Origin of the sequence: Pseudomonas moraviensis subsp. stanleyae (assembly GCF_036283065.1) — a bacterium.
Taxonomy (GTDB): Bacteria; Pseudomonadota; Gammaproteobacteria; order Pseudomonadales; family Pseudomonadaceae; genus Aquipseudomonas; species Aquipseudomonas stanleyae.
This window is the reverse complement of sequence record NZ_JAADJI010000009.1, coordinates 203,243-226,950: the sequence shown is the minus strand read 5'-3', so window position 1 is coordinate 226,950 and position 23,708 is coordinate 203,243. Positions and strand designations below refer to the sequence as shown.

23 protein-coding genes and 2 pseudogenes are annotated in these 23,708 nt (G+C 60.5%); 13 read left to right on the top strand and 12 right to left on the bottom strand.

Features of this window, described 5'->3' with window-relative positions:
• Positions 1-87: 87 nt before the first annotated feature.
• The gene (locus tag GXB78_RS18025) at positions 88-1,398 is read right to left on the bottom strand and encodes an ATP-binding protein (protein ID WP_329516394.1); all 1,311 of its coding nucleotides are present in this window, start codon (positions 1,396-1,398) and stop codon (positions 88-90) included.
• Complete coding sequence (locus tag GXB78_RS18020) at positions 1,395-2,135, bottom strand: response regulator (RefSeq protein WP_253502908.1); 741 nt, start codon at positions 2,133-2,135, stop codon at positions 1,395-1,397. The genes GXB78_RS18025 and GXB78_RS18020 overlap by 4 nt, the downstream gene beginning before the upstream one ends.
• Positions 2,136-2,433: 298 nt before the next feature.
• On the opposite strand from GXB78_RS18020, the gene GXB78_RS18015 reads away from it, so the two are divergent.
• The 3 genes from GXB78_RS18015 to GXB78_RS18005 all read left to right on the top strand — a co-directional run bounded on the left by GXB78_RS18015 (position 2,434) and on the right by GXB78_RS18005 (position 4,369).
• On the top strand, positions 2,434-2,697 hold the full coding sequence (locus GXB78_RS18015; protein ID WP_016775158.1) for a DUF2790 domain-containing protein: 264 nt from the start codon (positions 2,434-2,436) through the stop codon (positions 2,695-2,697).
• Between the two features lie 33 nt (positions 2,698-2,730).
• A complete protein-coding gene (locus GXB78_RS18010) occupies positions 2,731-3,069 on the top strand; it encodes a hypothetical protein (RefSeq protein ID WP_329516393.1) in 339 nt (112 codons plus the stop codon).
• An 88-nt stretch (positions 3,070-3,157) separates the two neighbouring features.
• Entirely contained in the window at positions 3,158-4,369 is a 1,212-nt protein-coding gene (locus GXB78_RS18005) for a cytochrome c biogenesis protein DipZ (RefSeq protein ID WP_329516392.1), read from the top strand.
• Between the two features lie 18 nt (positions 4,370-4,387).
• On the opposite strand, the gene GXB78_RS18000 is transcribed toward GXB78_RS18005, so the two are convergent.
• Complete coding sequence (locus tag GXB78_RS18000) at positions 4,388-4,849, bottom strand: GNAT family N-acetyltransferase (RefSeq protein ID WP_329516391.1); 462 nt, start codon at positions 4,847-4,849, stop codon at positions 4,388-4,390.
• Between the two features lie 231 nt (positions 4,850-5,080).
• Here GXB78_RS18000 and GXB78_RS17995 point away from each other — a divergent pair, with 231 nt between their 5' ends.
• Entirely contained in the window at positions 5,081-5,893 is an 813-nt protein-coding gene (locus GXB78_RS17995; protein ID WP_329516389.1) for a class I SAM-dependent methyltransferase, read from the top strand.
• Positions 5,894-6,027: 134 nt separating this feature from the next.
• Here the strand turns inward: GXB78_RS17995 and pcsA are convergent, their stop codons facing one another.
• Entirely contained in the window at positions 6,028-6,750 is a 723-nt protein-coding gene (gene pcsA, locus GXB78_RS17990; protein ID WP_039762346.1) for a phosphatidylcholine synthase, read from the bottom strand.
• Between the two features lie 259 nt (positions 6,751-7,009).
• Between pcsA and GXB78_RS17985 the strand changes: the two genes are divergently transcribed.
• Positions 7,010-7,744 carry a tellurite resistance TerB family protein gene (locus GXB78_RS17985; protein WP_329516388.1) on the top strand — a complete coding sequence of 245 codons (735 nt, stop codon included), beginning with the start codon at positions 7,010-7,012 and terminating at the stop codon, positions 7,742-7,744.
• A gap of 1,137 nt (positions 7,745-8,881) precedes the next feature.
• Here the strand turns inward: GXB78_RS17985 and GXB78_RS17980 are convergent.
• Positions 8,882-9,340, bottom strand: a pseudogene (locus GXB78_RS17980) (REP-associated tyrosine transposase).
• Positions 9,341-9,534: 194 nt separating this feature from the next.
• Between GXB78_RS17980 and ligD the strand changes: the two are divergent.
• The gene (gene ligD / locus GXB78_RS17975) at positions 9,535-12,156 is read left to right on the top strand and encodes a DNA ligase D (protein ID WP_329516387.1); all 2,622 of its coding nucleotides are present in this window, start codon (positions 9,535-9,537) and stop codon (positions 12,154-12,156) included.
• Here ligD and GXB78_RS17970 read toward each other — a convergent pair whose 3' ends face one another.
• Entirely contained in the window at positions 12,157-12,558 is a 402-nt protein-coding gene (locus tag GXB78_RS17970) for a hypothetical protein (protein WP_178083677.1), read from the bottom strand.
• Positions 12,559-12,638: 80 nt separating this feature from the next.
• Positions 12,639-12,953, bottom strand: a complete 315-nt coding sequence (locus GXB78_RS17965) for a DUF2388 domain-containing protein (protein ID WP_039762352.1) — start codon at positions 12,951-12,953, stop codon at positions 12,639-12,641.
• 161 nt (positions 12,954-13,114) lie between these two features.
• Between GXB78_RS17965 and GXB78_RS17960 the strand changes: the two genes are divergently transcribed.
• Positions 13,115-13,768: a DUF2238 domain-containing protein gene (locus GXB78_RS17960; RefSeq protein ID WP_329516386.1), complete on the top strand. Its 654-nt coding sequence runs from the start codon at positions 13,115-13,117 to the stop codon at positions 13,766-13,768.
• A gap of 4 nt (positions 13,769-13,772) precedes the next feature.
• Here GXB78_RS17960 and sodC read toward each other — a convergent pair whose 3' ends face one another.
• Entirely contained in the window at positions 13,773-14,294 is a 522-nt protein-coding gene (gene sodC, locus GXB78_RS17955) for a superoxide dismutase [Cu-Zn] SodC (RefSeq protein WP_329516385.1), read from the bottom strand.
• Between the two features lie 180 nt (positions 14,295-14,474).
• On the opposite strand from sodC, the pseudogene GXB78_RS28210 reads away from it, so the two are divergent.
• Positions 14,475-15,293: pseudogene (locus GXB78_RS28210) on the top strand (MCP four helix bundle domain-containing protein); the annotation flags it as partial.
• Positions 15,288-16,151, top strand: coding sequence for a methyl-accepting chemotaxis protein (locus tag GXB78_RS28205; protein ID WP_408005137.1), 864 nt, complete (start codon positions 15,288-15,290; stop codon positions 16,149-16,151). The pseudogene GXB78_RS28210 and the gene GXB78_RS28205, both read left to right, overlap by 6 nt.
• Before the next feature lie 153 nt (positions 16,152-16,304).
• On the opposite strand, the gene GXB78_RS17945 is transcribed toward GXB78_RS28205, so the two are convergent.
• Complete coding sequence (locus tag GXB78_RS17945) at positions 16,305-16,736, bottom strand: nuclear transport factor 2 family protein (RefSeq protein ID WP_329516383.1); 432 nt, start codon at positions 16,734-16,736, stop codon at positions 16,305-16,307.
• Between the two features lie 530 nt (positions 16,737-17,266).
• On the opposite strand from GXB78_RS17945, the gene mqo reads away from it, so the two are divergent.
• Positions 17,267-18,913 (top strand): malate dehydrogenase (quinone), encoded by a 1,647-nt coding sequence (gene mqo, locus GXB78_RS17940; protein WP_329516382.1) that lies wholly within the window; start codon positions 17,267-17,269, stop codon positions 18,911-18,913.
• A gap of 230 nt (positions 18,914-19,143) precedes the next feature.
• On the opposite strand, the gene GXB78_RS17935 is transcribed toward mqo, so the two are convergent.
• Complete coding sequence (locus GXB78_RS17935) at positions 19,144-19,572, bottom strand: nuclear transport factor 2 family protein (protein WP_329516381.1); 429 nt, start codon at positions 19,570-19,572, stop codon at positions 19,144-19,146.
• A gap of 177 nt (positions 19,573-19,749) precedes the next feature.
• On the opposite strand from GXB78_RS17935, the gene GXB78_RS17930 reads away from it, so the two are divergent.
• Both GXB78_RS17930 and GXB78_RS17925 read left to right on the top strand, forming a co-directional pair.
• On the top strand, positions 19,750-19,917 hold the full coding sequence (locus GXB78_RS17930; protein WP_329516380.1) for a hypothetical protein: 168 nt from the start codon (positions 19,750-19,752) through the stop codon (positions 19,915-19,917).
• A 96-nt stretch (positions 19,918-20,013) separates the two neighbouring features.
• Entirely contained in the window at positions 20,014-20,823 is an 810-nt protein-coding gene (locus GXB78_RS17925; RefSeq protein WP_408005135.1) for an OBAP family protein, read from the top strand.
• Between the two features lie 132 nt (positions 20,824-20,955).
• Here GXB78_RS17925 and GXB78_RS17920 read toward each other — a convergent pair whose 3' ends face one another.
• Complete coding sequence (locus GXB78_RS17920; RefSeq protein ID WP_329516379.1) at positions 20,956-21,726, bottom strand: alpha/beta hydrolase; 771 nt, start codon at positions 21,724-21,726, stop codon at positions 20,956-20,958.
• Between the two features lie 111 nt (positions 21,727-21,837).
• Between GXB78_RS17920 and GXB78_RS17915 the strand changes: the two genes are divergently transcribed.
• Positions 21,838-22,797, top strand: coding sequence for an aldo/keto reductase (locus GXB78_RS17915; protein ID WP_329516378.1), 960 nt, complete (start codon positions 21,838-21,840; stop codon positions 22,795-22,797).
• Positions 22,798-22,803: 6 nt separating this feature from the next.
• Here the strand turns inward: GXB78_RS17915 and GXB78_RS17910 are convergent, their stop codons facing one another.
• Positions 22,804-23,697, bottom strand: coding sequence for a LysR family transcriptional regulator (locus GXB78_RS17910; protein ID WP_329516377.1), 894 nt, complete (start codon positions 23,695-23,697; stop codon positions 22,804-22,806).
• Positions 23,698-23,708 lie beyond the last annotated feature (11 nt).

The following is a 23,708-nucleotide window of genomic DNA, read 5'->3' as shown; positions in this document are numbered from 1 at the left end:
CGGGCAATTCCGACGCAGTTGTAGGCAGATGCCTGCTGTTCGAATGGAAACAGCAGGCAGTCAGGAGGGAAATTTAAACAGCGACTGTCAGCTGTGCAGTGGCAACTTCAGTTCAGCGCACAGGCCGCCACCTTCACGATTGCTCAACAGCAGCGAGCCGCCCAGCGCCATCGCCAGTTGCTGGGCGATCGCCAGCCCGAGCCCGGTGCCGCCGGTGTCGCGGTTGCGCGAGTTTTCTACGCGGTAGAACGGTTCCAGCACCTGCGCCAGTTCGGCCTCGGCGATGCCCGGGCCGCGATCGAGGACTTTCACCGACAGGCTGTTGCCGTGCGCTTCGACCTGCAGTTGCGCGGCGCCGGCGAATTTCAGGGCGTTGTCGGTCAGGTTCACCAGGACCCGGCGCAGCGCTTGCGGACGGGTTTCGATTACCGCTTTGCTCTTGCCGCCGAGCTGCACGTCCTTGCCCATGTCCTGATAGTCGAAGACCAGGCTGTCGAGGAACGAGTCGAGATCGGTGCGCCGGCTTTCTTCGGTGGCGCCATGAATGCTGCGGGCATACGCCACGCCTTCGCGCACCAGATGCTCGATCTCGCCGAGATCGCTGCTCAGTTTGTCTTTTTCGACCGAGTCGTCCATGAATTCCGCGCGCAACTTCATCCGGGTGATCGGCGTTTGCAGGTCGTGGGAAATCGCCGCCAGCAGTTGCATGCGTTCTTTCAGGTAGGCAGCGATGCGTGTCTGCATGGCGTTGAACGCCCGCGCCGCGTGGACCACTTCGGTCGGGCCTTGCTCGTCGAGCTTGATCGGATGCGCGTTGGGGTCGAGGGTTTCCACCGCATTGGCGAGGCGGGTGAGGGGCCGAATGGCAATGCGCACGGCGAGCCAGGTGCAAAGGATCAGCAACGCCAATTGGCCGAGCAGCACCACCGGCAACCACGGTGACAACGGCACCATCGCCGGACGGATATCAATGGTCACCGGGCTGCCGTCGCTCAGGCGCAGGTGGCCCTGGAAATGTCGTCTCGGCCCACCGGGGACCTCGGTAAACATGATTGGATAAGTGTCGCCGATGGCCGCAGTAATCGAGGCGATGGCGACGGACTCTTCCGCCGAAGTCACCGGCATGCCCGGTTCGCCCTCATTGAGCAGGTAGCCGTAATTACGCCGGGCCAGGCGCGGCAGCCATGCCTCGCGTTCCGCCGCGGGCAGGCGATCGAGGATTGCCATCGAGGTCGAGACGTCGGTTTCGAGGTTGCCGAGCATGGTGTTTTTCGCGCTCTGGTAACGCTCGTAATACTGCGCTCCGAACGACAGGCCCTGCGCCAGAATCAGCCCGATCAGGAAGATCAGCGACAGGCGCGAGGCGAGGGTGCGCGGCCATTGCAGCTTGAGCTTCATGCTGGCGCCCCGAGCAGTTCGACCGGCAGCGAAAACACATAACCTTCGCTGCGCACGGTCTTGATGTAGGCCGGCTCGCGGGCATCGTCGAGCAGGCGCTGACGCAAGCGGCTGACCAGCAAATCAATGGAACGGTCGAACAGATCGGCCTCGCGGCCCTGGGTCAGGTTGAGCAATTGATCACGACTGAGCACCCGTTGCGGATGGTCGAGAAATACCCGCAGCAAGCGATATTCGGCACCGCTGAGGGCAACCATGGTGCCGTCGCTGTCGAGCAGATGACGGGCCGAGGTGTCCAGTTGCCAACGACCGAAGGCCAGCAGGCGCCCAGCTTCGGTGACCACCAGGTTCGGCGGCAGCATGCGCGTGCGGCGCAACACCGCGTTGATCCGCGCCAGCAACTCACGTGCAGCGAAGGGTTTGCTCAGGTAATCGTCGGCACCCATTTCCAGGCCGATGATGCGGTCGGTTTCATCGTTGCGCGCGGTGAGCATCAGCACCGGCGTTGCTTTGTGTTTGCCTACGCGCAATTCGCGGCACAGCTGCAGGCCATCGTCGCCGGGCATCATGATGTCGAGCACGATCAGGTCGACGGTATTGGCATCAAGGAAGCTGCGCATCTGCCGGCCATCGGCGACCACTGTCGTGCGCAGGCCGTTCTTCTTCAGGTAGTTGCCTACCAGTTCACGGATCTCGCGGTCGTCGTCGACGATGAGAATGTGATCGACATGTTCCATCGGTTCAAGCCTCTGTCAAAAGGGGAATGCCGTGCAGTCTATAGCGCCGTGGACCGCACGCCTGCCTGCCTTTGTATTGCAGTGTATCTGCCCCGACGGCGGATACACGCCGACGCAAAAACGCGATTTTCTGCGGGTTTTGTATCGCTGTGTATCTACCCACCGCGTGGATACACAGCGAGTGATTCTCGTCCTTTCCTGACACAGACGCGATACCTCAAGCGCCTCAAATAGGCTCCATCGAGGCACACACAGATCGCCTCGGCTCAAAACCCACTGAAGCCTTGAGGACACCACCATGAACAACAAATCCGTATTCGCCGCCTGCCTGTTCGCCGCTCTGAACATCTGCACCCTGTCGGCCCACGCCGAAGCTGACGTCAGCCGGCAAACCTACACCTACGGCACCCATCTGGATATCCAGAAAGTGCTGTCGATGACCGAGGACACTTCGGTGACCTGCGGCATCACCGAGGCGCGCATGACCTACCTCGATTCCGCCGGCAAGACCCGCGAGCTGGATTACAGCAAATTCGCTGACGGCTGCAACAACCAGAACTGAGCCATCCCTACTTTTTCTGCAAGGAGTTTTGCCATGAACAACGTCTCGCGCTTTTTGACCGCCGCAGCCTTCGCTTTCACCGGTGCCGCCGCCCACGCCGACAGTGCTGTAGAGCAGAGCAGTTGCGCCAGCAGCACCTGCTTCCAGCTGACCACCGTGGCGAAGGAGGGCAGCGATGCACTGATCGCCGCTGACGGCTCCAGCCGCACGCCGCAGGGCCAGACGCTCGCCGCAGATGGATCAAGCCGTACACCGCAGGGCCAAATGGTTGCCGCTGATGGTTCCAGTCGTACGCCGCAGGGCCAACTGGTCGCGGAGAACGGTGCCAGTCGCACGCCACAAGGGCAATTGCTCGACGGCCAGAACGCATGAGCGACAGCGTAAATAAAGCAGGTTAGCGAGGGCGCGTACCCCTCGCTGCCCGGTTGCGTGCCCAGCCCCCATTCCAAGGTGACCCCGTATGTACCTCATCGCATTTCTCGGCGGTCTGCTGACCGTCCTCAGTCCGTGCATCCTGCCGGTGGTGCCGTTTCTGTTCGCTGGCGCCAACCGTACACGCTCCTCGATCTTGCTGACGCTTGGCGGCATGGCGCTGACCTTTGCGCTGATCTCCAGCCTCGCCGTGGTCAGCAGCGAGTGGGTGATCCAGGCCAGCAACACCGGTCGTCACGTGGCCCTGTTGGTCATGGCGCTGTTCGCCCTGTCGCTGATCTCGGCCCGGGTTGGCGACTGGCTGACCAAGCCCTTCGTCGCGCTGGGCAACCGCCTCGATCAGGACACCCGCAAACGCGCAGGACCCATGGGCTCGATCATGCTCGGTGTCGCTACTGGCCTGTTGTGGGCGCCCTGTGCCGGGCCGATCCTTGGCGTGATCCTCACCGGTGCGATGCTGCAGGGCGCCAATGCCCAGACCAGCCTGTTGCTGCTGGCTTACGGCGTCGGCAGTGCGTTATCGCTGGGGACGTTGATCTTCGCCGGGCGCGGTCTGGTCAATCGGCTGAAACCGTCGATTCCGTTCAGTGGCTGGTTGCGCCGTGGCGCCGGGGTTGCGGTGCTTGCTACGGTCGCGGTGATTGCGACGGGCGCCGACAAGACTTTGCTTGCCAGCACCTCCTCGGAAGGCGTGGCCAGCGTCGAGAAAAACGTTTTGGAAAACGTACCGAAAGTGGCCGATTACTTCGTCAGCAAGGTCCGCGCCGATTCAATGAGGGACGAGGCCCAAGGTACGATGCCGTCGCTGTCCGGCGCTGTGCAATGGCTCAATTCGCCGGAGCTGAACGCCGAATCCCTGCGCGGCAAAGTGGTGCTGGTGGACTTCTGGACCTACGACTGCATCAACTGCCAGCACACCCTGCCGTATGTCAAAGACTGGGCGCAGAAATATGAGAAGGACGGGCTGGTGGTGATCGGCGTACACACCCCCGAATACGGCTACGAACGCATCATCGACAACGTCAAGGATCAGGTGAAAAAACTCGGCATCACCTACCCGGTAGCGATCGACAACGACTACGCGATCTGGCGCCACTTCGACAACCAGTACTGGCCGGCGCATTACCTGATCGACGCCAAGGGCCAGGTGCGTTACAGCCACTTCGGTGAAGGTCGCTACGCGGAGCAGGAGCAGATGATCAAGCAGTTGCTGGAGGAGGCCAAGGCACCGGCCGCCTGATCAAAACAACGCAATGGCTCAGAGGTCGCGGACCATGAGCCATTGCGTGTTGTCCCAAGCTTGAAACTGCTGCAGAACCTGCCAGCCGCGTTTGTCGTAGTAATCGCGTTTGTCCTGCGTGTGCAGATACAGGCGCGCCACTCCTCGTTTTTTCGCCTCTTCGCATATGCCTTCGATCAACCGCTCGGCCAGGCCTTGACCACGCGCCTCGGGGTCGACGAATACACAGGCCAGCCAGGGACCGAGATCGGGTCGATCAGCGAGATCATCGCGCGCCAGTGCCGCACCCCCGAGCAGACGCTCGCCGTCCAGGGCAATCAGGCATGACCAATCGCCATTGCTTTGGCCTTCGGCAAATTCTCGCTGCCATCGAGCCAAAGGTTGATCGGCGTATTCGTAATGGAATTGTTGGTGAATCCACGCCGCAAAGCGATCGCTGTGCTGCATGTGTGCGGCGAGCCAATCCAGTTGCAATGACATCAGTCAGATCCGTTCCAGAGGCGAACCGGCATCAGAAACCAATCCCGCGACGCTGGCAATGCGCAAGGTGTATCAGGTGCTTGACAGATTTCCGCCGCTCATCGGCAAAGTGCCCGGTTTATGGCGTCGCCGGACGATTGACAGGGACGCCGGGCAGCCTCGGCGCGATAGTGAGCAAGCACGGTCCGCGTCGCAGCCTGTGCATTCTTCTCTGCCACGGAGCTCGCTGTCATGAGTACCCCGATTGATCTCACTGCCCTGAAGGAACGTCAGAAAGTCGCTTGGGCCAGTGGCGACTACGCCGTGATCGGCACCACTTTGCAGATCGTTGGCGAAAGCCTCGCCGAGGCCTGCGATCTGCGCTGCGATGAGGAAGTGCTGGATGTTGCCGCCGGTAACGGCAACGCCACCCTGGCGGCAGCGCGGCGCGGTTGTGTGGTGACCTCGACCGATTACGTGGCGGCGCTGCTGGAGCGTGGTCAGGATCGCGCCCGGGCCGAGCATCTGGAGGTGATTTTTCAGGTGGCCGATGCCGAGGCGCTGCCGTTTCCCGATGAAAGCTACGACGCCGTGCTGTCCACCTTCGGGGTGATGTTCGCGCCCGATCAGGTCACCGCCGCTGCTGAACTGGGGCGGGTCTGTCGGCGGGGCGGGCGGATCGGTATGGCGAACTGGACGCCGGAGGGCTTCGTCGGGCAGATGTTCAAGATTCTCGGCCAGCATCTGCCGCCGCCAGCGGTTGCTCAGCCGCCGTCGAACTGGGGCTCGGATGCGTGGCTGCACAAGCATTTCGATGATCGCGATTTCGTCGTGCGCGTGACGCGCAATCATTTCAACTTCCGCTATCGCTCGGCGGCGCATTTCATTGACATCTTTCGGCACTGGTACGGGCCGGTGCACAAGGCATTTGCGGTGTTGTCGCCGGAGGCTGGGCAGGCGCTGGAGGATGATCTGACCGAGTTGCTCAATCGCGCGAATCGGGCGGGAGACGAGTCGCTTGTGGTGCCGAGTGAGTATCTGGAGGTGGTGATTACCAAGCGCTAGTCCACATCGGATTTCCTGGTCGATGAAGATCTCTGGGGGAGCGAGCCTGCTCGCGAAAGCGGTGTGCCAGCCAACCTTGATGTTGATGGAACCACCGCATTCGCGAGCAGGCTCACTCCTACAGGGGGAGGTGTTTATTTCAAATGGCCGCGATCAAACCACTCCAGCGCCGTGCGCCAGATGCAGATCCCGAGAAAGTAAGCCGACATCAGCAGCCACAAGCCCATCACCAGCGGGTTGATTACCGGGTGATTGAGCACCAGCGACAGGCTGCACAACAGCCAGATCGCCGTCACCGCAATGTTGATCGGCATGAAGCGGCGAACGCGGAACGGGTGCAGGAACTTCATCCGCGTCACCGTCAGCAATGCCAGACCGATCACCGTGAGAAAGGTGATCCACGGCCCCGGGCCAATGATGTACAGGCACAGCGCAACCACGTTCCAGGCCGCCGGGAAACCGACAAAGTAGTTGTCCTTGCTCTTCATGTTGACGTTGCAGAAGCAGAACAGCGATGAGACTAGAATCACCGACACCGTCAGCAACAAGGTGTAGTCGGGCAGGGGAATGTAGCGGTAGATAAACAGCGCCGGGATGAATACATACGTCAGGTAATCGATCACCAGATCAAGAATGGAGCCGTCGAAACTCGGCAGCACCGATTGCACATTGACCTTGCGCGCCAGCGCGCCATCGAGGCCGTCGACGATCAGCGCCACGCCCAGCCACATCAGGCAATGGATCGGCTGGTTTTCCAGCAGGGCGAGGGTGGCAAGGAAGGCTGTGACCACGCCAGTCGCGGTGAAACCATGGGCGCCCCATGCTTTGAGCCTGGCGATGTGTACGGTGGATATCACGGGGGCGTTCTCCAGAAAGTGAAGCAAGCCGGGTATCGCCCATCTTCAGGAAGGGCGGCGGCAAACCGGGTCGGGTTGCAGCTATCGACCGGTTTCGCCGGGATAAGGTTCACCACCCATGAATCTTAGCTGGCCGGCGGAAAATTTCTCGGGTGGCGATTCATCGGTTATCGGGCGTCAGCCCAACGGTGCTGGCGCTACGGCCGCGTCGGTCTATTGTTGCCTGACGCAATCGGTCCGGGACCCTGAGGATGACATCATGAACACCAGCGATTTGCTCGAACAACTGCTGCGAGGCCAGGCCTCGGCGGGACAACAACGTGGGGCTGCGGCCGGCGACGGGCTGGGCGGGTTGCTCGGCGGACTGTTGGGCGGAGGAGGGCAGACCCGCGCGGGTGGTGCGGCTTCCGGCGGACTCGGTGGCCTGGGCGGTCTACTCGGTGGTTTGCTCGGCGGTGGCGGGTTGGGAAGCGCCCTCGGAGGCGGCAGCCGAAGCCGTTCCGGCGGTACCCATTACGCGGCCCTCGCTTCGCTGGGCATGATGGCCTACAAGGCGTATCAAGCCTGGCAACGCAGCCAGGCCAGCAAAGCGCCGCAAGAGCTGCCACAGACCGCCGACCTGCTCGCCGGCCCGCAAATCGAAACCCACAGCCACGCGGTACTGCGCGCCTTGATCGCCGCCGCCAAGGCTGACGGGCGTATCGACGACGCAGAAAAGCACCTCATCAGCAGCGAAATCGGCAAACACACCGCCGACCCGCAGTTGCAGCAATGGCTTGACGCTGAGGTCGCCAAACCGCTGGACCCTGGTGAAGTAGCGCAATCTGCCGATGGCGATCCCGCCGTAGCTGCCGAAATGTATCTGGCCAGCGTGATGTTGGTGGACGACCAACAGGATGCCGAACGCAGCTATCTCGACGAGCTGGCCGCGGCCTTACAGATCGATCCAGACCTGCAGGTGCATCTGGAAAAGCAGGCGAAAGGACAAGCCTGACGCAAACTCAAAAGATCGCAGCCTTCGGCAGCTCCTACCTTTGAAATACGGTGCGACCGTAGGAGCTGCCGAAGGCTGCGATCTTTTGATCTTCAAAGCGAGAAAGGGTAATCCCCCAAGCGCGCCACCAGACCGGCTCGCATGGTGTCCCTGCCTGCACCGAGTGCAGCGTTTTCGCATAAAAGATCGCAGCCTTCGGCAGCTCCTACATTTGAAATACGGTGCACCTGTAGGAGCTGCCGAAGGCCGCGATCTTTTGATCTTCAGAGCCAGATAGCGTCCCGCAAAGGGTAATCCCCCAAGCGCGCCACCCGACCGGCTCGCATGGTGTTCCTGCCTCCAAAGATTGCGGCCTTTTTGAAAATAAAAGATCGCAGCCTTCGGCAGCTCCTACATTTGAAATACGGTGCACCTGTAGGAGCTGCCGAAGGCTGCGATCTTTTGATCTTCAAACCAGAAAGGGTAATCCCCCAAGCGCGCCACCCGACCGGCTCGCATGGTGTTCCTGCCTGCACCGAGTGCAACGTTTTCGCACATAAAAGATCGCAGCCCTCGGCAGCTCCTACATTTGAAATACGGTGCACCTGTAGGAGCTGCCGAAGGCTGCGATCTTTTGATCTTCAAACCAGAAAGGGTAATCGCCCAAGCGCGCCACCAGACCGGCTCGCATGGTGTTCCTGCCTGCACCGAGTGCAACGTTTTCGCACATAAAAGATCGCAGCCTTCGGCAGCTCCTACATTTGAATACGGTGCACCTGTAGGAGCTGCCGAAGGCCGCGATCTTTTGATCTTCAAAGCGAGAAAGGGTAATCGCCCAAGCGGCGCCACCAGACCGGCTCGCATGGTGTTCCTGCCTGCACCGAGTGCAACGTTTTCGCACATAAAAGATCGCAGCCTTCGGCAGCTCCTACATTTGAAATACGGTGCACCTGTAGGAGCTGCCGAAGGCTGCGATCTTTTGATCTTCAAACCAGAAAGGATAATCCCCCAAGCGCGCCACCAGACCGGCTCGCATGGTGTTCCTGCCTGCACCGAGTGCAACGTTTTCGCACGTAAAAGATCGCAGCCTTCGGCAGCTCCTACATTTGAAATACGGTGCACCTGTAGGAGCTGCCGAAGGCCGCGATCTTTTGATCTTCAGAGCCAGATAGCATCCCACAGCGGATAATCCCCGAGGCGCGCCACCAGACCGGCTCGCACAGGATTCTTGACTACATAGAGCGCAGCGGCTCTGAGATCTTCATCACGCCGCAAAGCGCGATCGTAATAACCTCGCTGCCATAATTGTCCCTGGCGACCATGCCTTTGATTTTATGCCTGGCAACTTCGGGATTTAACGCGACACATCAAATCTGCAAGCGAGCCCTTATCAAGCTCAACGAGCCAATGCAGGTGGTCTGGCATCACAACCCAAGCCAGAGAAGTAGCTAAGCCGGCTTCACTGCAACGTCTCATCTCATTGACTACCAATCTCCCATCCTGCCAATTGTTGAAAACACGCTCGCGCCGGTTAACCACAGCTGTAAGCAGATAAATTCTTCCGCTTTCAGAGTACCGACCCTTTCTAAGACGACAGGCTTTTGCAGCAGCAGGCATTCCATTGCCTCCCTTTCGAGATCCTGAAAAAACCTTAGCGCCTGCACTCTGTTTAGCCAGCCCAGGCAATTACTCAATGTGTCGTTACAAGCCCCGGCCCCTCCATCCGTCCGGGGCTTTTTTACCTCGATTGAATTTTTCCGCCGCCGTGTCGCTCTTCTGCATAACAGAACCCGTCTGCCATCGGTGTGCTCATGAACAGGAACCTCGACGATTACAACCGCATGCGTGATTTTTCCGCGACTTCGGAACCGGCTGCGGTCAAGCGCCCGGGGCGTAAGTCTGCCAAGGATCATGCTTTGCAGTTCTGCATCCAGAAGCATGACGCTTCGCACCTGCACTACGACTTTCGCCTGGAACTCGATGGCGCGCTGAAGAGCTGGGCGGTGCCGAAGGGGCCGTCGCTGGATCCCAAGGTCAAGCGCCTGGCGATTCATGTCGAGGACCATCCGCTCGATTACGCGACGTTCGAAGGCAGCATTCCCGAGGGGCATTACGGTGCCGGTGATGTGATTGTCTGGGATCGCGGTGTGTGGATTCCGCTGGAGGATCCGCACAAGGCCTATGCCAAGGGGCGGCTCAAGTTCGAGTTGCAGGGCGAGAAGCTTGGCGGCGTGTGGAATCTGGTGCGCACGCACATGCCCGGCAAGAAGGAGCAATGGTTTCTGATCAAACATCAGGACAACGCTGCGCGCCCGCAGGATGACTTCGACGTGCTGGTCGCTGAGCCCGACAGCGTGCTCAGCGAGCGCACGATCGTCGGTAAATCTGCGCCCGCCGCCGACAAGGCCAAACCGGTAAAAAAAGCCCCGGCCAAGCCGCGCAAGCAAGCGTCCGGGCAGCTCACCGGCGCGCGCAAGGCCAAGCTGCCGGCGCTGATCAAACCGGAACTGGCCACATTGGTCGATAGCGCGCCCGAAGGGCAGTGGAGTTACGAGATCAAGTTCGACGGCTACCGGATCATGGCGCGGATCGACCACGCTGAGGTCCAGCTGTTCACCCGCAACGGCCACGATTGGACGCACAAACTGCCGCAACAGGCCAAGGCGCTGGCGGCGCTGGGGCTGGAGTCGGCGTGGCTCGACGGCGAGATGGTGGTGGCCAACGAACAAGGCGTACCGGATTTTCAGGCATTGCAGAATGCCTTCGATGCCGGGCGCAGCGGCAATATCGTTTATTACTTGTTCGACGTGCCGTATCTCAACGGCGTTGACCTGCGCGACGTACCGGTCGAAGAGCGTCGCGCCGCCCTGAGCACCATCCTCGGCGCACAGAAAGAGTCCTCAACACTGCGCTTCTCCGAAGCGTTCGAAGAAACCCCGGACGCACTGCTCAACAGCGCCTGCCAGATGCAGATGGAAGGCCTGATCGGCAAGCGGCTCGGCTCGCCTTATGTGTCGCGGCGCAGCGGCGACTGGATCAAGCTCAAGTGCAAACATCGCCAGGAATTCGTCATCGTCGGCTATACCGATCCGAAAGGTGCGCGCAGTGCCTTCGGTGCCTTGCTGCTCGGCCTGCACGACGCTGACAGTGGCGAGTTGCGCTACGCCGGCAAGGTCGGCACCGGGTTCAACGAAACCACATTGAAAAGCATCCTTGCCCAGCTCAAACCGTTACAGACCAAGAGCGCGGCGGTGGTCAATCCGCCGAGTGGTTTCGAGGCCAAAGGCGTGCATTGGCTGAAGCCGAAACTGCTGGCGGAAGTAGCATTCGCCGAGATGACCAAAGACGGCTCGGTGCGCCACGCCGTGTTCCATGGTCTGCGCGATGACAAACCGGCCAAGGACATTACAGAGGAGCGAGCGAAGCCTGTGAAAGCTGCCAAGTCCGAAAAATCCGAGAAGACCGAAAAAACCAAACCCGCTGCGAAGAAACCGGCGAAGAAGACTGCTGCGAGCAAAGCCGAAACCGCACCATCGCAAGCGGGGCTGGCCGGCGGCAAGGTGCGCATCACTCACCCTGATCGGGTGATCGACGCAGTCAGCGGCACGACCAAAATGCAGCTGGCGCAGTATTACGCCAGCGTCGCCGAATACATCCTGCCGCAACTCAAGGATCGCCCGGTCGCGCTGGTGCGTGCACCGGACGGCATCGCCGGTGAACTGTTCTTTCAGAAGAACGCCGATCGCCTGGCCATCCCCGGCATCACCGCACTGGACAAGGATGTCACCGGCCAGCCAGTGATGATGATCAACAATCCCGAAGCGCTGGTCGGCGCGGTGCAGATGAGCACCGTGGAGCTACACACCTGGAACGCGACGACGGTGGATCTGGACAAGCCCGATCGCTTTGTACTCGACCTCGACCCGGATCCGGCGCTGCCATGGAAAAGCATGGTAGAAGCCACCGCGCTGACCCTCACTGTGCTTGATGAGCTGGGCCTCAAAACCTTCCTGAAAACCAGCGGCGGCAAAGGTATTCACCTGGTGGTGCCATTGACACGCAAGCACGGCTGGGACGAAGTGAAGGACTTCAGCCACGCCATCGTCAGCCACATGGCCAAGTTGTTGCCGGATCGTATTTCGGCGGTGTCCGGGCCGAAAAACCGCGTCGGGCGGATATTCATCGATTACCTGCGCAACGGCCTCGGCGCCACCACCATCTGCGCCTACGCCGCACGGGCGCGGGAAGGCATGCCGGTTTCCGTGCCGCTGTACCGAGAGGAGGTGGCTGAAATCAAGGGCGGTAATCACTGGAACATCTATAACGTTCACGAGCGCTTGACCGAAGTCGGCGATGCCCCTTGGGCAGATATGAAGAAAACCCGTCAGACCATCACTGCCGAAATGCGCAAACGCGTCGGCATGAAAAAGTGATCAGGTGTCGCGCAGCAAGTCGTGGGCGTTGAGCAGTTCGAAGGCGATTTGCGGGTGGTTTTCCAGACCCTTGCGGATCGCCGCCGGGATCGCCGCACGTGTCTTGCGGCACAGCCCCGGCAACTCGTCGATCTGAATGGCGATGCCGCGCATGGTGCGCACTTCATTGAAACCAGGTGCGACATCGACGCGGATGCCCAGCTGCTCGTACATGCGCTGTTGCAGGCGTTTGAGGTCGTCGAGATCTTTGAGTTGTTCCAAGCGCGCCAGGAGGATTTTCTCCTCGGCACGGGTCAGGCGCAGGATGCGCAAGTCCGCGCCAGGCGTTTCCAGCAACGGATCGCGCCCGCAGATGCAGGCGCCAGGTGGGCAGGGTGAGCGCAAGGGCAGGGTCGTCGTCATGGCCTCCATCATAGAGGCCGTCGGACGGATTTGCCTATGCGCACTCAGCGGCCGTCCATCGGCCGCTGCTTCCCTCGTGACTACTGATGCACGCCTTCGTATTGCACCAGAATAGCGTTGGCCAGGTCCTCATCGCTGGCGTTCAAGCCAGGGTTGGCCTGGCGCACCTGCTGCAGTACCGACTCAAGATAAACCCCACGAATGGCCCCGCCGCTGGCGACAAAGGCAGACACGTCGTCACGGGCCGGAATTACCATTTTGTCGTCCTTGAAGGTCGAGTACAGCGACGCGGAGACACCTGCCGAAGTGGCGACGTCACCCGCATCAACGCGGGCCAGCGCCGAACCGACCGGCAGGCAAAGCATTAAAGAAGAAATCAGGACTAACTTGCGCATGACGTGTTCCTCCACAGGCGCTAAGCAAAAAGGGAAGGGACTACATAACGTCAGAGGTGAACGGCGCGCGGGAGTTCCGTGAGCGCTGAAAACGAAGCGGCGAGGAACCGGGTGAAACGGCAGAGTGTCTACCGCATGCCTGCATTGCCGAGAAGCGAACCATGCTCGTCAGAGTCAGCGACAACATTGCCCGCCCCGCAGACCCGCGCATCGAAGCCGCATTGCTCAGCGGATTTGTCCTGCTGGCCTTCGTCCTCGGCATCGACCCGCGCAGCCGCGTCGACTGGTTACTGGAGAATGTTCTAGCGCTGGCGCTGGTGATGACCCTGCTGCTGGCGCATCGGCGTTTTCGCCTGTCGACGCTGTCGCTGGGGATGATCTTCGCCTTCCTGTGCATCCATGAAGTCGGCGCGCATTACACCTATTCGCGGGTGCCCTACGATCAGTGGAGCACGCTGCTGACCGGGGTCAGCGTCAACAAAGTCCTTGGTCTTGAACGCAATCACTATGACCGGCTGGTGCACCTGAGCTACGGGTTGCTGCTGGTCTGGCCGATGCGCGAAGTGCTGCTGCGTCTGACGCCATTGCGCGGCGCTTGGCTGGCGCTGTTGACCTTGAATGTGGTGCTGGCGACGTCGGCGTTGTACGAGTTGATCGAATGGGTCGGCGGCGCTTATCTGGGCGACGACACCGCCCAAGCCTTTGTCGGTGCGCAGAACGACCCGTGGGATTCGCAGAAGGACATGGCCCTGGCGCTGCTGGGCGCCGGGCTGTCCTTGCTGGTGTTGACGCGCTGGCGTCGAGCGCCGCGCTGAGGGATCAGATCACCCCGCAGGCCACGCGATCGCCGCCACCGCCCAATGGCTTGGGCATGTCGGAATGGTTATCGCCGCCGGCGTGGATCATCAGGGCGTGGCCCTTGATCTCGGAAATTTTCTTCAGGCGTGGCGCCAGCACCGGATAGTTGGCGACACCGTCAGCCGTCACATACACCGCTGGCAGATCACCCAGGTGTCCGTCAGCGTACGGACCAAGATGCTTGTCGGTTTTCGCCGGATCGAAGTGTCCGCCAGCGGCCAGTGCCGCGCCTTTGACGCCATCCTTGGTGCCCGCTTCGCAGCTGCCGTTTTCATGGACATGGAAACCGTGAATGCCGGCCGGCAACGATTTCAGCTCGGGTGTGAACAGCAGGCCATAAGGCGTCTCGCTGACAGTGACCGAACCGATCGCCAGCGGCGCACCGTCGGCGCTGACCAGATTGATCGCGACTTTTTCCGTTGCTGCCTGCGCGGTGCCGATTGCCAGGGTGCCGAGCAGACCAAACCACAGTGCACGTTTCATAAGCGTTTCCTTCAGCTGCATGAATGTTCGAAGCGATGGATTTCCAGCCTGCCAGGGTTAACCGGCGATGAAGGCGTTATCCATCGGCGCTGCAACGTGTGACTGGGCCCGCGGTTGAAAAGTTTTGCCGGATTCAAGTCGCCGCTGACATCAGCCGATACGCTCTGTGTCGGCAGTTCCATGCAAATAGGCTTAACTGATATCCGACAAGCGCAATCCAGCGTGCCCACGGGAGATTCCACGGTGTCGATCAAACTGCGTTTGGTGTTGCTGATTGCGACAAGTCTGTTGACGGCGCTGATCGTGAGTCTGGTCAGTTACGTCGGCAATCTGCGGATGGCCACGGCGGTCGGCGATAACACGGTGAGCATGAGCGCGCTGCGCAATCACATGGAAGCCGACATGATGCACGACGCCCTGCGCGCCGATGTCTATTCGGCGATGCTGGTCGGCCTGGGCAAAAGCACCGGCACCGCGACCGAGGTGCGCGATTCGCTCGCCGAGCACGCCGGGCATTTTCGTGAAGTGCTGGATGACAACCTGAAACTGCCGATCAACCCGCAGCTGCGCACGGCGCTGGAGCAGATCAAGCCGAGCCTCGACACTTACATCAAGTCCGCCGAACAGATTGTCGGCGTAGCGCTGGACAATCCCGACGCTGCCCAGCAGCAACTCGGTCGATTCAGCACCGCGTTCAGCCAGCTCGAAGAGCAGATGGCGACGCTCAGCGAGCTGATTGAAAGCAACACCCGACAGACCAGCGAAGGCACCGGAGCAGCCATTCGCAATGCCAATCTCGCCCTCGGCGTGGTGCTGATCGCCAGTCTTTTGCTGCTGCTGATTCAGGGGCGCTGGGTGATGCGCAGTATTCTCGGGCCGCTGAAGACCGCCAGCCGCATCGCCGAAAGCATTGCCCATGGCAATCTCAGCGAGCCGATTGTCGAGCCTGCCGGCAAAGACGAGGCCAGCGTGTTGATACGCACCCTGGCGACCATGCAGCGCGATCTGCGCAACATGATCGACGTGGTGCGGCGCAACGCCCACGGTGTCAGCGGCATGAGCGAGCAGCTCAGCCACGGCTGCCATCAGGTCGCCGACAGCAGCCAGCAGCAGAGCGTCGCCGCCGGGACGATGGCGGCTGCCGCCAGCCAGATGACCGCCAGTATCGAAGAAATCACCCGTCACGCCGAACGCGCCCTGAGCATGGCCAATCAGGCGGAAACCCTGGCCAAGGAGGGCGGTGGAGTGATCCACCAGGTAGTCAGCGACATGGACGACATCGCCCGCTCGGCGCAGCAGTCGGCGCAGGTGATCCGCACGCTGGATCAGGAATCCGAGGCGATCTTCAACATCATTCAAGTGATCAAGAGCATCGCCGACCAGACCAATCTGCTGGCCCTCAACGCCGCGATCGAGGCGGCCCGCGCGGGTGAGCAGGGCCGGGGCTTTGCCGTGGTCGCCGATGAAGTGCGCAGTCTGGCCGCACGCACCAGCGCTTCGACCCAGGAAATCGCCGCGATGGTCGCGCGCATCCAGAACAGCACGCGTGAGGCGGTCAGCAGCATGGAGGCCGGTGTGGCGCAGGTCGACAAGGGCATGGCGGTGACGGCGGAAGTCGAGCGGGCGATTCGCGAAATCCTCGATGCCACACTGAACACCACGCAACTGGTCAATGACATTACTCGCACGATTGGCGAACAGAGTATGGCCAGCAACGAAATCGCCCATCAGGTGGAGATGATTGCCGGAATGAGCGAGGGCAATAGCCGGGTGATCGGACAGACCGCGACGACCACGGATGAATTGTCGAACCTGGCGGGGCAGTTGGCGCGGTCGGTGGATCGGTTTCGGTTGTGATATTCAGGTGAGGGTTTTTGGTTGTCTGGACTGGCGCTATCACGAGCAGGCTCGCTCCCACAAAGGACTCGACACCGCCGAACCCTGTGGGAGCGAGCCTGCTCGCGAAGAGGTCAGCTCGGGCAATACTGAATCAGGCGAATGTGCGCTCAATCAAAACCTGAACGCCTGGCGCCCCACCAACAACCACTTCCCGCCCTGCTTCTGCCAGATCTGGAAATTCTCGATCTCGGTCGGAATCACCTCGGTCCCCTTCAACGCCTGCGCGGAAAAGTGGTGGCGCACCAGCGCGGTATCGCCGGACAGGGTGATGGTCTGCTTCTGCATCTCGAGGGTCTTGAATGCGCTGCGACCGGTTTCGATATCGGCGATGAATTCCTGTTTGTCCTGGATCTTGCCGCTGGAATGGCCGTAGGTCAGGTTTGGTGCGGTGAGGGCGTTCAGTTCGGCGACGTCTTTGTGCAGCATCGCCTGGGTCAACTGATCGACCGCTTGGGCCACTTGTTTTTCCGCTGGGGCAGGGGCGGCCATGGCGCAGACGCTGAAGGCACAGAACAAGCCGATAAGGAGGCGGGACTTGGTCATGTTGTTTCCTTGTTGTTATTGGATGGAAATGACTGAAGTTGAATTCATCAGTCATCGTACAACGTAGCAGGTTATTTTCATGATGAGCAACGCGCCGTGTGCACTGATTCAATGAGTTGCGATATGTATCGCGGAAAAAATTTGCCACTACACGCCGAAGCAGCGTCATGTTCCGTGCGCTGTGGCCGATAATCCTCTTGGATGGAAAAAGACTTTCAAGTCGGGAACAGACGCGCGGGTTCGCCCTGACGTGATATTCTCCGCGCCAATTTGCTTTGACCTAATTCGGTTGGCTTGCCTTTCAGGGCGGGCCGACGGGATCCCTGTCGCTCAAGCAGCTGAAGCCAATAACGATAAGAAGTCAGTTCAGAAGGGACATTAACTGAGGTCGATGTTACATGTCGGCCTTGTGTGCCCACCCGTCAATATTGAAGTGTGACGATTGCGCGACGCCAGCCTGAGCGTCAACCAAGCGCAACGCAGACTGATAACAACGACGGGCGGAAGGCGTTTTATCATAGGTGCAACAGATGTTTAAGAAAGTGAACACAGCCTTGCTGGGCCTGGCTTTGGCGATGGGGATGTCGTCTGCCAATGCTGCCGAAGCGAAGAAAGTTGACGTCCTGCTGATCGGCGGCGGCATCATGAGCACCACCCTGGGTGTGTGGATCAATGAGCTGGAACCGAGCTGGTCGATGGAGATGGTCGAGCGCCTTGACGGCGTCGCCCTGGAAAGCTCCAACGGCTGGAACAACGCCGGTACCGGTCACTCGGCCCTCGCCGAGCTGAACTACACCCCGGAAGACGACAAGGGCAACGTAACGATCCCGAAAGCCGTCGAGATCAACGAAGCGTTCCAGGTTTCGCGTCAGTTCTGGGCCTGGCAGGTTCAGCAGGGCGTGCTGAAGAACCCTCGCTCGTTCATCAACACCACACCGCACATGAGCTTCGTGTGGGGCGATGACAACATCAAGTTCCTGAAAAAGCGCTACGAAGCGCTGCAGGCGAGCCCGCTGTTCGCCGGCATGCAGTACTCCGAAGATCCGGCCGTGATCAAGAAGTGGGTACCGCTGATGATGGAAGGGCGTGACCCGAACCAGAAAATCGCGGCCACCTGGAGCCCGCTGGGTACGGACATGAACTTCGGCGAAATCACCCGCCAGTTCGCCGCTCACCTGCAGACCAAGCCTAACTTCGATCTGAAACTGTCGAGCGAAGTCGAAGACATCACCAAGAACGCCGATGGCACCTGGCGTGTCAGCTACAAAAATCTGAAAGACGGCAGCAAAACCGAGACCGACGCCAAGTTCGTGTTCATCGGCGCTGGCGGCGGTGCCCTGCACCTGCTGCAGAAGTCGGGCATTCCTGAAGCCAAGGAATATGCAGGCTTCCCGGTTGGTGGCTCGTTCCTGGTGACCGAGAATCCGACTATTGCCGAGCAGCACCTGGCCAAGGCCTATGGCAAGGCTTCGGTTGGCGCGCCACCGATGTCGGTTCCGCACCTGGACACCCGTGTCCTGGACGGCAAGCGCGTCATTCTGTTTGGCCCGTTCGCGACCTTCAGCACCAAGTTCCTCAAGGAAGGTTCGTACTTCGACCTGCTGACCAGCACCACCACCCACAACATCTGGCCGATGACCAAGGTCGGCATCAAGGAATACCCGCTGGTCGAGTACCTTGCCGGTCAACTGATGCTGTCGGATGAAGACCGCCTGAACGCGCTGAAGGAATACTTCCCGAATGCCAAGGCCGAAGACTGGCGCCTGTGGCAAGCCGGCCAACGCGTGCAAATCATCAAGCGTGATGAAGCCGCTGGTGGCGTGCTGAAACTGGGCACCGAGATCGTTGCTTCGCAAGACGGCTCGATCGCCGGCCTGCTGGGCGCATCGCCAGGCGCGTCGACTGCTGCACCGATCATGCTGAGCGTGCTGCAGAAAGTCTTCAAGGACAAAGTCGCGACTCCTGAGTGGCAGACCAAGCTGCACCAGATCGTGCCGAGCTACGGCACCCAGCTGAACAGCGATCCGGCCAAAGTGGCAGCAGAGTGGGCTTACACCGCGAAGATCCTCGAACTGCCGACGCCTCCGGTGATCGGTCAGGTAGCTGCTCCAGCGGCACCTGCGGCTGACAAAGCGGTAGCGCCGAAGGAAAACGCTGCACGTGACATGGCTCTGTAACCAGAACCCTGACACACAAAACCCACTGAACCGGCGACGGTCAGTGGGTTTTTTTATACGCCGAACCGGTAGGAGCTGACGAGTGCAACGAGGCTGCGATCTTTTGACTTTGACTTTGACTTTGACGTTTGAAGGTCAAGATCAAGATCAAGATCAAAAGATCGCAGCCTCGTTGCACTCGTCAGCTCCTACGTTCCTACGCTCCTACGCTCCTACGGTCCGGTGGGGATTCAGGCTTTTGCAGAAGCCAGGTAGGCGCCCAGGCGACGACCCATTTCTTCGCCCAAAGCTTGCAATCCGCTCAGCGGCCGTACCATCACTTCGAATTCGACGATCTTGCCGCTGGCGTCGAAGCGGATCATGTCGATGCCTTTCAACTCCTTCGCACCAACCCTGGCGCTGAATTCCAGAATCACATTCAAGCCATCCGCCGTCGCCAACTCGCGGTGATAGGTGAAATCTTCAAACACTTCGAACACTGTATTGAGGATCATCGACACCACGGGCGCGCCGGGGTAGGGCGTGTGGGCCATGGGCGAGCGGAACACCGCTTGCGGATCGAGCAGTTCAGGCAGGGCTTTGAGATTGCCGCTGCGGATCATTTCGTGCCAGCGCTCGAGGGACGCGGCGACGTTGGGCTGCAAGGCGAGGTCGGGCATGGTCACTCCGGTTTTTATTGTTGTCGGTCGGCAATCACTGTAGATCAACCGGGGCGAAAGTGGATCCTCAAGTCTCAGGCTGAATACCGGTCCATGCCCGAAGCGGATCAGATGTGCATCTGATCCGTATTTTTCTGTGTCATCTGCCTCTGTATTCAGTACAGCGACGGGCTCAGAATGCCCCGGCAGTGCGGCCAGTCACCCTCCGACCTCATCCCGAAGCGTCCGGTGCACCGCACACTCAGCATCAAGGAGCGCAACATGTACAAGATGGCGATTTTCCTCGGCGGCTTTCTGACCTTGACCATCCTGATTGGCGTACTGGCAACGATCTCTCCAGTCTGATCCGCACGCAGCTTTTTCGAACTCTGCGGTTCTCCTGCTTTCAGTTGCAGAACAGGGCCAGCACGGGCCCGCCACTGAATGTTTGAGGAGAGAAACATGCGTAATACAACCTCGCAGGGACGTTGGGTTCCCGTCGGTTTGATGGTCGCCGCGCTGACCGGCTGTGCGATGAGCAACACCGAGTCACCGGTGCAGACGCCGGGCCAGGCCAAAGCTTCCGACACGGAAATGCTCGAAGTCGGCGCGCAATGGTTGCAGGACAAACCGCCGATCCGCGCGTTGAACATGTACCTTGATGGATTCCATTTCTACAACGGTCATCCCGGCGCGCAGATGGAAGCACACCACTACTGCTCGGCGCTCAACGAGGAAGTGTTCCAGTGCGTGATCTACGACGGCAACACCGCTGAAGCGAAGCTGATGGGCGTGGAATACATCATCAGCCAGCGCCTGTTCACCCAGTTGCCGGCGAAGGAAAAAGCCTTGTGGCATAGCCACGCTCACGAGGTCACTTCTGGCCAATTGGTCGCGCCGGGCATCCCGCAAGTGGCGGAAACGCGCTTGATGGAAAAGCTCGCCAATACCTACGGCAAGACCTGGCACACCTGGCACACCGATCAGGACAAGCAACTGCCGCTGGGCGTGCCGCAGTTGATGATGGGCTTTACCGCTGACGGTCAGGCCGATGCGCAAATGGTCCGCCAGCGCGATCAGCGCCTGGGCATCGACAGTACCGAGAAGAAAAAGGCCCGTGCCGAGATCAGACCGGCACCTGTCGCACCGGGGGCTGATGCGTGGCAGAAGGGTAATGTCATCCAGCTCAACGACCCGACCGGACATCAACACGTCATGCCGCGCCCAGCCACCGCTGGCGACGAAAATGCCCGGAGCGGCCATCAGCCTTAGCATTGGACAGTAGCTGTAAATGCTGATGTCGGTACCGACTTCATCGCGAGCAGGCTCACACCTGCATTTGAAATGCGTTACCCCGTGGGAGCGAGCCTGCTCGCGAAGGCGTCTGCATGATCGCTACACCTGTCAGCGATTCAACACATCACCCATCCACCGCAAATATTCCCCTCGCTCGGAAATCGAGTTATGCCCCGATTCCGGCACCACCTTGAGCGTCGCCACCCCCGCAGGAAAACTCTCCAACAACCGCTGTGTGCTATTGCGTCCAATCACCTCGTCATCACTCGCCGCCAACAACAAGGTCGGCACGCGAACATGCGCGGCGTACTTGCCCGATTCAAAACGATCCTTCAGCAACCATTTCACCGGCACCCACGGGTATTGCCGTTCGGCGATTTCCTCGAGGTTGTAGAACGGCGTCACCAGGATCAGATTCCGCACCGGCCGCTGACTGGCCAGGCGCGCCGCCACCCCCGAGCCGAGGCTGCGACCGACTACCGCGACTTGCGGATGAGAGGCGTAGACCTGATCGAACAACGCCAGCGCATCTTCGGCAATAGCCGCTTCCGATGGCGAGCCAGTGCTGCCACCAAAGCCCCGGTAGTGCAGGAAATACAGCGCGTAGTCCGGGAACGCCTCGGTGAACTCCGGCAGATTGCGCGAGACGTCCTCGGCATTGCCGCCGAAATAGATCAGCGCCCTTGTTCCGCTGCGTTCTCGAGTGGTCACCCAGACTTCAGCATCCGGCATTGACAGTCTCAATCGCGAATCCGCTGAAACCACGGCGGCGGGCTGGGGAAACCAGATCAGCGAGCGCTGAAATACGAACAGTGCGGCGCACAGGACCAGGTACACGGCAACGATGAAAACGACGAGTGACATCAGGGTTCGGGACATTCGGCTACTTTTAACGGGGTGAGAGGTTGACTGTGGCAGTGTAGTTCAGCGCCTGCGCCGGGCAGCCTGCGCACACACCATGCAACAGATCCGCGCAGCAGGAGGACTCGCATGCGCCAAACTGAGGGTTACTCCCGTCGCCGCTTGCTTACGCTGGCTGCTCAGGCAGCGGCGATGTTGACGATTGATCGGGCGTTGGCCAGCGGTATACCGCCGACCTCCAGTGCGCCGCACACGGCAGGAGACCAGACCATGCAGACCCGCGCCATCCCTTCAAGCTCCGAAGCGCTGCCCATGGTCGGCTTGGGCACCTATCGCGGTTTCGACGTCGGCCCGGGTGATCCGGTTTACCGGCAGTTGCCCGCCGTGCTCGATGCGCTGTTCAGGAAGGGCGGCACGCTGATCGACAGCTCACCGATGTACGGCCGCGCCGAGCAGACCACTGGTGAACTGCTGTCGATCCACGAACCGCGCTCGCCGGCCTTTCTCGCTACCAAGGTGTGGACACGCGGGCGCAAGGAAGGCATCGCGCAGATGGAGCAGTCGTTCAGCCTGCTGCAAACCGAGCGCATCGACCTGATGCAGATTCACAACCTGCTCGATTGGCAAACCCACTTGCCGACCCTGCGCGAATGGCAGGAGCAGGGGCGGATTCGCTACATCGGCATCACCCATTACACCTCGTCGGCCTATGACGAGGTCGAGGCGGTGCTGAAGGCCGAGAAGCTGGATTTCCTTCAAATCAACTACGCCCTCGATGACCGCGCTGTCGAGAAACGCATTCTGCCGTTGTGCCGGGAGCGTGGAGTGGCGGTGATTTGTAATCGACCGTTTGGCGGCGGCGATCTGCTCAACCGGCTCAAAGGCAAACCGCTGCCGGCGTGGGTTTCGGATGTGCAGGTCAGCAGTTGGCCGCAACTGGCGCTGAAGTTTCTGCTGGCGCACCCGGCTGTGACCTGCGTGATTCCGGGGACCAGCAATCCGCGCTACATGACTGACAACGCCGGAGCCGGTTTCGGGCCGATGCTCACCGATGCGCAGCGGCATCAGTTGATTGCGTTGCTGGGTTGAACCGGGTCAAACGCGATAGCGCAACGCTTCCAGCAACAAGGCAAACGCCGGCGCTGCCTGGCGTCGACTCGGGTAGTACAGGTGATAGCCGGAAAACGCCGGGCACCAGTCTCCCAGCACCTGGATCAAGCGGCCGTCGGCCAGAAACGGCGCGACGACGTTTTCCGGGATGTAGCTCAGACCGAAACCGTCCAACGCGGCGTCGAGCAACGGGTACACGCCATTCAGGGTGACCTGGCCGGAGACGCGAACTTTCAGGCTTTCGCCATCCTTTTCGAATTCCCAGGCGTACAGTCCGCCGTTGGTTGGCAGACGCAGGTTGTTGCAGGCGTGGGCGGTCAGGTCGCGCGGAGTTTGCGGCGCGGTGCGTTGTGCGAAGTAGGCGGGCGAGCCGACCACGGCCATGCGCATGTCCGGGCCAATGCGGGTGGCGATCATGCCTTGAGCAACGTCTTCGCCCAGGCGCACGCCGGCATCGAAGCCCTGGCCGGCGATGTCGACGAAACCGTAGTCACAGCAGACTTCGACGGCGACGTCCGGGTACTGCGGCAGGAACTCCTGCAACACCGGACGCAAAATCCAGTTCAGTGAGTGGTCGGTAGCGCTGATGCGGATCCTCCCGGCCGGGGTCTCGCGCAGATTGCTCAGGGCGGCCAGTTCCACCTCGATTTCTTCGAAGCGCGGGCCGATGGTCAGCAGCAGATGTTCTCCGGCTTCGGTTGGGGAAACGCTGCGCGTGGTGCGGGTCAGCAGGCGCAGGCCGAGACGCGCTTCGAGACTGCGGATGGTGTGGCTGAGCGCCGATTGCGACACGCCGAGTTTGGCCGCGGCCTTGGTGAAACTGCGTTCACGGGCGACGGCGAGAAAGGCGAGCAGGTCGGTGGCGTTTTCCCGGAGCATTGATGATTGTC